The sequence below is a fragment of the Mesorhizobium sp. M7A.F.Ca.AU.001.01.1.1 genome (genome assembly GCF_004022735.1).
GTDB classification, from domain to species: Bacteria; Pseudomonadota; Alphaproteobacteria; order Rhizobiales; family Rhizobiaceae; genus Mesorhizobium; species Mesorhizobium ciceri.
In genome coordinates this window covers 1-10,038 of the sequence record NZ_RZPF01000166.1, presented here as the reverse complement: position 1 = coordinate 10,038, position 10,038 = coordinate 1, and the positions used below count along the sequence as shown (strand labels likewise).

The window sequence follows — 10,038 nt, the reverse complement described above, 5'->3', positions numbered from 1 at the left end:
GCTGGAAACGTCGCCGACGAAGCCGTCGGCCCGGCCCGGTGCACCAAGCTGGTTCAACTCTTCGGCGACCTTGATACAATCCTCGCCCTTGCGCGACGCGATCATCACGCTGGCGCCGGCCCTGACCAGCGCGGTCGCCGCCATGCGGCCGATGCCGGTCGCCGCACCCGTCACCAGCGCGGTCTTGCCGGCCACCGAAAACAGTTCGTCCAGATAGCTCATCACAATTCTCCGCGCTCGGCATGCGGGCAAACAGTTCGTTGACAAGGCTATCCGAAGTACGGTCATCCTTGCCACTGACAAAATGCCTGGCGTGTATGAAGGGTTAGCGACCGATGACGGAGATGAATCTCGGCATGACCGAGCGGCTGAAGCCAATCCACGCGCGCGTCGCGGCCATGGTGCGCGACGAGATCATGCCGCTCGACCATGAATTCCTCAGCGAAGTGGGCAAGGCAGGCAGCCGCTGGGTCTACAGTGCGCGTCAGAGCGAGATCCTCGAAGGGCTGAAGAAGACCGCAAGAGAGCGCGGCCTGTGGAATTTCTGGCTGACCGGCTCGGAACGCGGCTATGGCCTTTCCACTGTCGAATACGCCTATCTGGCCGAAGAGATGGGCAAGGCGCATCTCGGCGCCGAGACCTTCAACTGCTCGGCGCCCGACACCGGCAACATGGAGGTGCTGGAGCGATACGGCTCGGCCGACCACAAGAAAGCATGGCTGGAACCGCTGCTCGACGGCAATATCCGCTCGGCCTATCTGATGACCGAGCCGGATGTCGCTTCATCCGATGCCACCAACATTGCCATGCGTTGTGAACGCCACGGCGGCGACTATGTGCTCAATGGCGAGAAATGGTGGGCTTCGGGCGCCGGCGATCCGCGCTGCGCCATCTACATCGTCATGGTCAGGACCGGGGGCGATGACGAGCCGCAGCACCGCCGCCATTCGATGATCCTGGTGCCATCAGACACCAAAGGCGTGACCAAGGTGCGGGCCATGCAGGTCTATGGCGATGACGACGCGCCGCATGGCCACATGCATCTTCGCTTCGACAATGTGCGCGTACCGGCGTCGAACCTGATCCTCGGCGAGGGCAGGGGGTTCGAGATCGCGCAAGGGCGGCTCGGTCCCGGCCGCATCCACCACTGCATGCGCGCCATCGGACAGGCCGAGATGGCGCTCGAGATGCTGTGCCAGCGTTCCGTGCGCCGCGAGGCCTTCGGCCAGAAGCTGGCAAAGCTCGGCGCCAATTTCGACATCATCGCCGAATGCCGCATGGAGATCGAGATGGCGCGGCTGCTCTGCCTCAAGGCGGCGTGGATGATCGACCAGGGCGATGCGCGGGCCGCTGCTCCCTGGATCAGCCAGATCAAGGTGGTCGCACCGCGCGTCGCGCTCAAGGTCACCGACGAGGCGGTGCAGATGTTCGGCGCGCAAGGCATCAGCCAGGACACACCGCTGGCGCGGTCGTGGACGCATCTGCGGACCTTGCGCCTTGCCGACGGGCCGGACGCCGTGCATCGCCGTCAGGTGGCGCGGACGGAGTTGAGGAAATACACGCAGGAGAAGGTTTGAGCGCCGGCATCGTCATGCGGGCGCGACTCGAGGCTCGAGCGAGGAGTGTTCCGATGACCGTCCCATCCGAAATGAAGGCGCTGCTGCTTGTCGGCGATGGCTACACCAGGACGCGGAGCGGCAGTGTGCTGGAGGCGATGGAGCCCTATCTCGAGCCGGGCAGCATCGCGGTGCCGACACCGGGCCCCAGCCAGGTGCTGATCAAGGTCAGCCTCGCCTCGATCAATCCGTCCGATGTCGCCTTCGTCAAGGGCCAGTACGGCCAGCCGCGTGCCAAGGGCCAGCCGGCCGGTTTCGAGGGTGTCGGCATTGTCGTCGCCAGCGGGGACGAGCCCTATCCCAAAAGCCTGATCGGCAAGCGCGTGGCCTTTGCCACCGGCGTCACCAACTGGGGCTCGTGGGCCGACTATGCCGTCGCCGAGGCGGCTGCCTGCATCCCGCTGCTCGACACCGTTCGCGACGAGGACGGTGCGGCGATGATCGTCAACCCGCTCACGGCGCTCGCCATGTTCGACATCGTCAAGGAGGAAGGCGAGAAGGCCTTCGTCATGACCGCCGGCGCCAGCCAGCTCTGCAAGCTGATCATCGGCCTGGCCAGCGAAGAGGGTTTCCGGCCGATCGTCACCGTGCGCCGCGACGACCAGATCGCGGCTCTGAATGCGCTTGGCGCGGCGCACGTGCTCAATGAAAGGGCGCCGGATTTCAAGGCGGCGCTGCGCGAGGTGATGAAGGCCGAACAGCCGCGCATCTTCCTTGACGCGGTAACCGGGCCGCTTGCCTCCGCCATCTTCGACGTCATGCCGAAGCGGTCGCGCTGGATCATTTATGGGCGGCTCGATCCCGAAGCCACCGTTATCCGCGAGCCCGGCCAACTGATCTTCCAGCACAAGCATATCGAAGGGTTTTGGCTGAGTGAGTGGATGCGCCAGTTCCGCGACCGTCGCGGCCCGGCGATCCTGGAAGCGCAGAAGCGTTTTTCCGATGGGCGCTGGTCGACCGACGTGACGGCGGTGGTGCCGCTTGCCGAAGCAATGGCGCGGCTGCCAGCCGAACTGGCCAAACCCAACGGCAAGGTGTTCATCCGGCCTTGAACGAAAATGGCTGGCGAGCGAAGTCCAGTTACTGCAAAAAAGGGGCTGCTTGTGAGAACAGGCTGCCGAAAAGTTCCCGCCGTTTTGGCGCAAGGCGATGACGAACGATCCCGGTACGAATTACTTTCTCAAGAAATATTCGGCCCCGCTGGATGATCCTGCCGGGACTGCGGTCAGGAACATCATGCTGGCGCGGGTCGTCGGCGCCGAATGTCAGGCCTCCAGACTCAACAAGGCCAAGATCAAAGCCTATCGCGACAGGATGATCGGGCCGCTCATGCCTGAGCAACTCAAAACAGCTGCATTTGAAGGTGGCAGTGCGTTGCGCAGTTTCAACTACCAGGATCTCGCTCACCTCTGTGCCGGCATCGACTATCAGTTCGGGCCGAAAGGCGTGCTGATTCCGGGGGCTGTTCTTGCTGGTAAGGGCGAGCCGAAATATCCCTTTGATCCGCGCAACCCCTATTTTCGTTTGCCCGAATTCACTGACGATTAGTCAGGTCGCCAGCCTCGGACGGCAGCCATGAAGGTGGGAACGCATATTCGAGGCGAAGGAGGTGCGGCCCTGACGTTCGTCAGCCCCCTATGCCACGCCACTTCGTCCGTGATATGCCGCCGCCATCGAATGCCGGGACAGGCTGGACTGATCCAGTTCCGGGATTGTGTGGAGCGCCTTGATGACGATTTCCAAGCCGGTTTTCGACCGTTTGGGGTTTGGCCTGTGGATCGGAGCGTTCCTGGTCGTTCTTGCCCTGGTCCTGTGGTCACCGCACACGCGGACGGTATGGCAGGCCTATATCGACGGCAGCGTGGCGCTTCAGGCCGGTCTGCCGCTCTACGACACCCAGTCCGAGATGGGGTATCTCTACGCGCCGGCCTTTGCCGCGCTCTACACTCCAATAGTCAAGCTTGGTCCGCATCTGGGCGGCTTGGTTTGGCATTCCATTGGCTTTGCGGTGCTGACCTACGCCGCGATGCGGCAGGTGCGCAAGCTCGGCGGCGGCGAACTGACATGGCTGCTTTCTTTCGGTCTTTTCCTCGCTTTGCCGATGGCGGTGGGGGCGATCCGCAACGGCCAGGCGACGATCCTTTTGACCGGCGCTTGCTGGCTTCTCACCCTGTCGGCGCTGGAAGGGCGGCGGGCGGAGACGTTCTTCTGGGCTTCGCTTGCCATCATCGCCAAGCCGACCGCGATCATAATGCTGTTGTTGGTAGGAGCCCTTCGGCTCCGGCTGATACCGGTGCTGGTGCTGGCGCTGCTGTTCGTGCTGGCACTGCCTTACGCTTTTGCTCCCGCCGGCTATCTCAACGATCAGCATCGTGTCTTCATCCAGATGCTGACCTCCATGGCCGTCGACAACACCAGCCATTTCGTGCCCACCGATTTCACGGCACCGTTCACCACGATAGGACTGCCGATACCGGAATTCGGCGCAACGATCGTGCGCATGGTCATGGCCCTGTTTACGCTTTCTGCCGTCATCTGGTTCGACCGCAGGCTCGAACAGGGAAAGGCGGCGCTGGCGATCTTCCTGACAGCCACTTTCTACATGTGCGTCTTCAACCCGCGCGTCGAGCCAAACACCTTTGCCATGATCGCGGTACCAGCCGGTCTTGCCATCGCCCTGTTGTGGCGTGAAGAACGGGGCGGCGTCCTTGCCTCGGTGCTGTCGACGACGCTGTTCGTGACCGGGTTGAGCGGCGTCGAGCGCCATGTGCACGATTTCCTCTTCCCCTGGTTCCGGCCGGTCGCCGTCACTTTTATCGCCGGTTCGCTGATCTGGTGGTTCTGGGCCAAGGCACGGGAAAAGGTGGTGAATGCGGGAGTCGCCAATGGTTGAGTTGCGGCCGAGCCTCGATATCGTCGCACCGTTCTTCAACGAGGCGGCATCGGCATCGGCCTTCGCGCGCCTGCTGGGCGAGCTCGAAGTGGCCGTGGCACAACGCTTCGGCATGACCGTACACAAGATCCTGGTCGATGACGGCAGTCGTGACGATGGCGCCGTGCGGTTTTCGCAAGCGCTGACGGGGTCGTGGGAGATCGTGCGCCTCAGCCGCAATTTCGGCAAGGAAGTCGCGGTGCTCGCCGGCCTCGACCAGTCGCGCGGCGACATGGTGCTGATCATGGACGCCGACCTCCAGCATTCCCTGGACATCAGCCTGAAGCTGATCGCCGAGCTGGTGGACCATCCGGACATCGACGTCGTCTATGCGCAGAACGACCGCCGCGAGGCGAGCTGGCGGCGCAGCCAGCTTGCACGGCTTTTCTACAGCCTGATCAACTCGAGCCAGCGTTTCGATATTCCCGAAAATGCCGGCGACTTTCGCGTCATGCGCGGCGCCGTGGCGCGCGCGCTGACCAGCCTGCGCGACAAGCGGCGCTTCAACAAGGGCCTGTTTGCCTGGGCCGGCTTTCGCCAGAAGGCGTTGCCCTATTCGCCGGAAGGCCGCGCCAGCGGCACGTCGAAATGGAGCCGGCTCAACCTGATCGCCTTCTCGCTCGAAGGTTTTACTTCCTTTTCCGTCATTCCCTTGCGTCTCATCAGCCTCAGCGGGCTGCTCGCGGCGTTGGCCGGTGCGCTCTATGGCGCCAAGGTGCTCTTCGAGGTGATCTTCTACGGCATTGCCGTTCCGGGCTACCCCAGCCTGCTGGTTGCCGTCGTCCTGCTCGGCGGCCTCAACCTGACCTTGCTTGGCCTGATCGGCGAATACGTCTGGGTCACGCTCAGCGAGAGCAAGGATCGCCCGGTCTATCTCGTGCGCGACGTCGTGCGCAGCGTGGCCCCCGCCGATCGGCCGGAGCCAGGCACTTCGAACAGATGACGCGGCGCATCCGCCTGATCGCCGACGATTACGGCCTGGCGCCCGGCGTTTCCGCCGCGATTCTCGACCTGCTCGATCGCGGCCGCCTGACCGGCACCAGCTGCATGACCGGCTTTCCGGAATGGGAAGCGGAGGCAGCGCGCATAAAACCGCTGTGCGGCCGGGCCGCGGTCGGGCTGCATCTCACCTTGACCGACCAGTTGACCATTACCGGCCGGTCGAACCTGGCGCCGGAAGGCCGGCTGCCACCGCTCCGCGCACTGGCCTTGCCTGTTCTGCGCGGCCGCATCGACGAGCGCCATGTTCATGCCGAGCTTGACGCCCAGTACAGCCGCTTCGTCGAGGCGCTTGGCCGCCGCCCCGATTTCGTCGACGGGCATCAGCATGTGCATTTCCTTCCCGTCGTGCGCACATGGCTGCGCGCGCGGTTTCCAGAAGGCGCCGACAGGCCGGCCCTACGCGGCGGCCCGGCGCTGGCCGCAGGGTCGAAGGTCGCCGCGATTGCCGCGCTCGCTGCCGGGTTCAACCGTTCGATGCAGCGCGCCGGCTTCATCGTTTTCCAGCCGCTCGCCGGCATCTATGACTGGCGGCAGCCCGAAAAGTTCACTGCGGTTCTGCAGGCCGCCGTCGAAGGGTTGCCGGAACAAGGGCTGTTCATGTGCCATCCCGGCCATGTCGACGAGACGCTGCGCGCGCGCGACACGATGCAAGGTGTGCGCGAGGTCGAATTCGCGGCCCTGGCATCGGACGCGTTCGGAGCCAGCCTGGCCCGCGCCAATGTCGCAATCATGGATGGCAGGGGATGAACGACGCCGAGCGGCCCCCGCGTTCGACCGGCAACAAGATCGTCCGCTTTGCCATTGTCGGACTGGCGAACACGGCCATCGACCTTGCCAGCTTCTTCCTGCTGCTCAAGCTCGGTGCTTCGCCGCTGCCGGCCAACGTTGCTGCCTGGTTCATCGCCGTCACCTTTTCCTTCGCGGCGAACGGCTTCTGGTCGTTCGAGCGCAATCGAGCCATCCGGCTGCGTGACGCATTCCTTCGCTTCGCCTCGCTTGGAGGGCTGATTTCGCTCGGCGTCTCCAGCCTCTCCATCGCGCTGTTTGCCGGCATCGCCGGAGTGTGGCCGGCAAAGATCGCCGGTGTCGTGGTGGCGGCGGTGCTGAATTTCCTCGCCGCGCGCTGGTCGATCGAAGGCCGGTTCTTGAGATAGGCGGAACTATTTTTCTTACGAAATTCCGGACGGAAAACCGCTACACACTTTTCCCTGGATTTCTTTACTCCGCCGGTTCCACATTGGTGTAGGCGGCTTCCTCCAACTCGCGCTTCAGTCGCGCTTCCTCATGGGTCTTCGGCGTCACGAAGCGGCCAAGCAGGAGATAGGCGACCGGCGTCAGGAACAGCGTCGAGACGGTGGCCAACCCCAGGCCGCCGACGATAACCCAGCCGAGCGCGACGCGCGCCTCGGCACCGGCGCCGCTCGCCAGCACCAGCGGCAAGCCGCCGAGCACGGTGCAGATCATCGTCATCATCACCGGCCGCACGCGGATGATCGAGGCCTGCTCGATCGCTTCGCGCACGCCAAGCCCGCGATCGCGCAGCTGGTTGGCGAATTCGACGATCAGGATGCCGTTCTTGGCCATGACGCCAACCAAAAGCACCAGGCCGATCTGGCTGTAGGCGTTGAGACTGGTGCCCGAGAGCAGAAGCGCGAAAATCGCGCAGGCCAGTCCGAGCGGCACCGTCGCCATGATGATGACGGCACTGACGAAACTTTCGAACTGGGCGGCCAGCACCAAAAGGATGATGACCAGCGCGAAGCCGAAAATGGTGATCATGGCGCTGTTGGTTTCGCCCAGCGTCGCCGCCTCGGCCAGAGGCAGGATGCGGCTGCCCGCAGGCAGCAGCGGCGTGGCGATCTCCTCGGCGCGGGTGAGCGCGTCGCCAAGCGCGAAGTCGCCACTGAGGTTGGAGGTGATGGCCACCGAGGGCTGCTGCTGTTCGCGCGACAGCGATGGCGGTACGGCACGTTCGGTCAGCGTGGCGATGGTCGACATCGGCACGAAACGTCCGTCTGCCGTCTTCAGGAAGATGTTTTCCAGATCGGTCGGATCGTTGATCGGATTGGTGGTCGAGACCAGCTTCACGCCGTAGCTGCGGTCGGCAATGTAGACGTCGACGACATCGTTGCCGTCGAGCATGGCCTGCAAGGTGTTGGCCAGTCCCGATATGTCGATGCCGAGGTCGGAGGCGCGCTCGCGGTCGATGGCCACGGCGAGCTGCGGTTGCGTCGGGTCGATCGACAGGCGCGGTGTCTGGAAGCGCGCGTCCTTCTGCATCTCGGCGATGATCTTCACGGCTGCGTCGCCGAGCGCCTTGCGGTCGTTGCCGACCAGCGCGAACTGCAGGCCGTTGCCGGCGCCACGGATGCCGAGGCTGTTGGGCTGTACCGGGAAGATGCGCACGCTCGGCACCTGCCTGGTCAACTGGCTGATCTCGGCCATGATCTCCTGCTGGCTGCGGCTGCGCTCGTTCCACGGCGCCAACGTCATCACCATGAAGCCGGAATTGTAGGAGCCGTTCTGGCCGGCATTCTCGAAGGTCGAGCGGATCTCGCCGGAATCGCGCATCGGCTGGATCAGTCTCTCGATCTTCTGCATCTGCTGCGTCGTATAGTCGAGGCTGACGCCTTGCGGGGCGCTGATGCGCAGAAGCACGGCGGCGCGGTCCTCGGTCGGCGTCAGCTCCTGGCGGATGGTGCCGAACAGCGTGAAGGCGGTGCCGGCAAACAGCACCGCGACCAGAAGCACGATCCATGGCGCGTCGAGGCAGGCGTGTAGGCCGCGCTTGTAGGCCGTATTGAGCGCGCCGCCGATGCGGGCGCCGATGCCATGGCCCCCTTCGTGGTGGAGCGATGCGCTGGTCAGCATGCGCGAGGCGAGCATCGGGCACAGCGTCAGCGCCACAACGCAGGACAATAGCACCGACATGGCAAGCACGAAGCCGAATTCGCGGAACAGGCCGCCGGTCTGGCCGGGCAGGAACGAAATCGGCACGAAGACGGCGACCAGCGTCAAGGTGGTGGCAATGACGGCGAAAAACACTTCCTGCGCGCCAAGCACGGCGGCGGCGCGGGGCCCCATGCCTTCATTGCGTCGTCGCACGATGTTTTCGAGCACGACGATGGCGTCGTCGACGACCAGTCCCGTCGCCAGCACCAGAGCGAGCAGGGTCAGGATGTTGACCGAGAAGCCGGCCAGATAGATGGCAGCGATGGTGCCGATCATGGCGACCGGCATCGACAGGCCGGGGATCAGCGTCGCGCGCCAGTCGAGGAGAAACACATAGATGACGATCAGCACCATGGTCACGGACAGGCCGAGTGCGATCTCGACCTCGTGCACCGCGCCCTTGACGAAGACGGCGTCGTCGCTGGTGATCTTGATCGACATGCCCTTGGGCAGGTTTTCCTGCAGCTTGGCGACGGCGGACTGGACGCCGGTCGAGATGTCCAGCGTGTTCGATTCCGCCTGGCGGATGATGCCGATGCCGATGCCGGTCTTGCCATCCGAGCGCAGCGTGGTCTGGCCGACGTCGGGACCGAGCGTGACGGTGGCGACGTCGCGGATGCGCGTCGTGCCGCCGACAATGATGTTTTCGAACTCTTCCGGCGTGGTCACGTCGGCAGTCGTGCGGACGATCAGGTCCTGGTTGGTCGTGGTGATCGAACCGGCAGGGGAATCGAAAGCGACCGAGGCAAGGGCGGCCCTGAGATCGGCAACCGTGAAGCCGAGGCTGGCCAGCTTGTTCTGGTCGACATCGATGCGAAAGATCTTGTCGCGGTCGCCATAGACCTGGACGTCGGCAACGCCGGGCACGGCGGCAAGCTCGTCCTCGATCTGGTCCTGGACCACCACGGTCATGTCCTGGATCGACATGTTGTCCGAGGTCACCGCCAGTCGCATCACCGCGTCGGAATTGGCGTCGGCCTTGACGATGCGCGGCGGATCGGCGGTGTCGGGCATCTGATTGGCGACGCGGCCGACAGCATCACGCACGTCCGAGGCGGCGACATTCAGATCGACGCCGTCGTTGAACTCGATGGTGACGCGGCTCGAGCCGAACGAGGAAGACGACGAGATCGACTTGACGCCTGAGACGCGGGCGACGGCGCCCTCGATCGTGTCGGTCAGTTCGCGGTCGACGGTCTCGGCCGCCGCGCCCTCGAAGGTGGTGGAAACAGTGACGACCGCGCGGTCGACATCAGGCAGTTCGCGGATCTCGACGCCGTAGAAAGCGGCCAGGCCGGCGACCGCAATCAGTGTGTTGAGCACGAAGGCCATGACCGGCCTGCGGATGAACAGGGCGGTGAAGCCGGTCTCGCTGGCGGTGTTGATGGTTCCGGTCATGAGCCTGCGGCGGCGTCCGCGGCGCGCTGCTCTTCGCCGGCAAGGCGAACCGCGCCGCCCTCGCTGACGCTCTGGGTGCCTTCTGTGACCACCATGTCGCCATTGTCGATCTCGGCGTCGATCAGCACGGTCTCGGTG

Annotated in this window: 9 protein-coding genes and 1 pseudogene; 7 read left to right on the top strand and 3 right to left on the bottom strand. The window is 64.3% G+C overall.

What is annotated here, in order from left to right:
* The coding region (locus EN884_RS12850; RefSeq protein WP_128360569.1) for an SDR family NAD(P)-dependent oxidoreductase at positions 1-222 on the bottom strand (222 nt) is incomplete at its 3' end.
* Between the two features lie 113 nt (positions 223-335).
* Here EN884_RS12850 and EN884_RS12845 point away from each other — a divergent pair.
* The 7 genes from EN884_RS12845 to EN884_RS12815 all read left to right on the top strand — a co-directional run bounded on the left by EN884_RS12845 (position 336) and on the right by EN884_RS12815 (position 6,704).
* Positions 336-1,577 (top strand): acyl-CoA dehydrogenase family protein, encoded by a 1,242-nt coding sequence (locus tag EN884_RS12845; protein WP_063168968.1) that lies wholly within the window; start codon positions 336-338, stop codon positions 1,575-1,577.
* A gap of 53 nt (positions 1,578-1,630) precedes the next feature.
* Positions 1,631-2,668 carry a zinc-binding dehydrogenase gene (locus tag EN884_RS12840; protein ID WP_013529671.1) on the top strand — a complete coding sequence of 346 codons (1,038 nt, stop codon included), beginning with the start codon at positions 1,631-1,633 and terminating at the stop codon, positions 2,666-2,668.
* Between the two features lie 97 nt (positions 2,669-2,765).
* Entirely contained in the window at positions 2,766-3,164 is a 399-nt protein-coding gene (locus EN884_RS12835) for a hypothetical protein (protein WP_013529672.1), read from the top strand.
* A 181-nt stretch (positions 3,165-3,345) separates the two neighbouring features.
* Positions 3,346-4,509 carry a glycosyltransferase 87 family protein gene (locus tag EN884_RS12830; RefSeq protein WP_063168967.1) on the top strand — a complete coding sequence of 388 codons (1,164 nt, stop codon included), beginning with the start codon at positions 3,346-3,348 and terminating at the stop codon, positions 4,507-4,509.
* A complete protein-coding gene (locus EN884_RS12825) occupies positions 4,502-5,491 on the top strand; it encodes a glycosyltransferase family 2 protein (protein ID WP_063168966.1) in 990 nt (329 codons plus the stop codon). The genes EN884_RS12830 and EN884_RS12825 overlap by 8 nt, the downstream gene beginning before the upstream one ends.
* The gene (locus EN884_RS12820; RefSeq protein WP_063168965.1) at positions 5,488-6,297 is read left to right on the top strand and encodes a ChbG/HpnK family deacetylase; all 810 of its coding nucleotides are present in this window, start codon (positions 5,488-5,490) and stop codon (positions 6,295-6,297) included. Before EN884_RS12825 ends, EN884_RS12820 begins: the two co-directional genes overlap by 4 nt.
* Entirely contained in the window at positions 6,294-6,704 is a 411-nt protein-coding gene (locus EN884_RS12815) for a GtrA family protein (RefSeq protein ID WP_013529676.1), read from the top strand. The genes EN884_RS12820 and EN884_RS12815 overlap by 4 nt, the downstream gene beginning before the upstream one ends.
* Positions 6,705-6,768: 64 nt before the next feature.
* Here the strand turns inward: EN884_RS12815 and EN884_RS12810 are convergent, their stop codons facing one another.
* On the bottom strand, positions 6,769-9,900 hold the full coding sequence (locus EN884_RS12810; protein ID WP_063168964.1) for an efflux RND transporter permease subunit: 3,132 nt from the start codon (positions 9,898-9,900) through the stop codon (positions 6,769-6,771).
* Positions 9,897-10,038: pseudogene (locus EN884_RS39500) on the bottom strand (efflux transporter periplasmic adaptor subunit); the annotation flags it as partial. The gene EN884_RS12810 and the pseudogene EN884_RS39500, both read right to left, overlap by 4 nt.

What these genes read in the sequence shown, in the direction of transcription:
- EN884_RS12845 (WP_063168968.1), top strand. Translation starts at nt 336, where the DNA reads ATGACGGAGATGAATCTCGGCATGACCGAGCGGCTGAAGCCAATCCAC.
- EN884_RS12840 (WP_013529671.1), top strand. Translation starts at nt 1,631, where the DNA reads ATGACCGTCCCATCCGAAATGAAGGCGCTGCTGCTTGTCGGCGATGGC.
- EN884_RS12835 (WP_013529672.1), top strand. Translation starts at nt 2,766, where the DNA reads ATGACGAACGATCCCGGTACGAATTACTTTCTCAAGAAATATTCGGCC.
- EN884_RS12830 (WP_063168967.1), top strand. Translation starts at nt 3,346, where the DNA reads ATGACGATTTCCAAGCCGGTTTTCGACCGTTTGGGGTTTGGCCTGTGG.
- EN884_RS12825 (WP_063168966.1), top strand. Translation starts at nt 4,502, where the DNA reads ATGGTTGAGTTGCGGCCGAGCCTCGATATCGTCGCACCGTTCTTCAAC.
- EN884_RS12820 (WP_063168965.1), top strand. Translation starts at nt 5,488, where the DNA reads ATGACGCGGCGCATCCGCCTGATCGCCGACGATTACGGCCTGGCGCCC.
- EN884_RS12815 (WP_013529676.1), top strand. Translation starts at nt 6,294, where the DNA reads ATGAACGACGCCGAGCGGCCCCCGCGTTCGACCGGCAACAAGATCGTC.
- EN884_RS12810 (WP_063168964.1), bottom strand. Translation starts at nt 9,900, where the DNA reads ATGACCGGAACCATCAACACCGCCAGCGAGACCGGCTTCACCGCCCTG.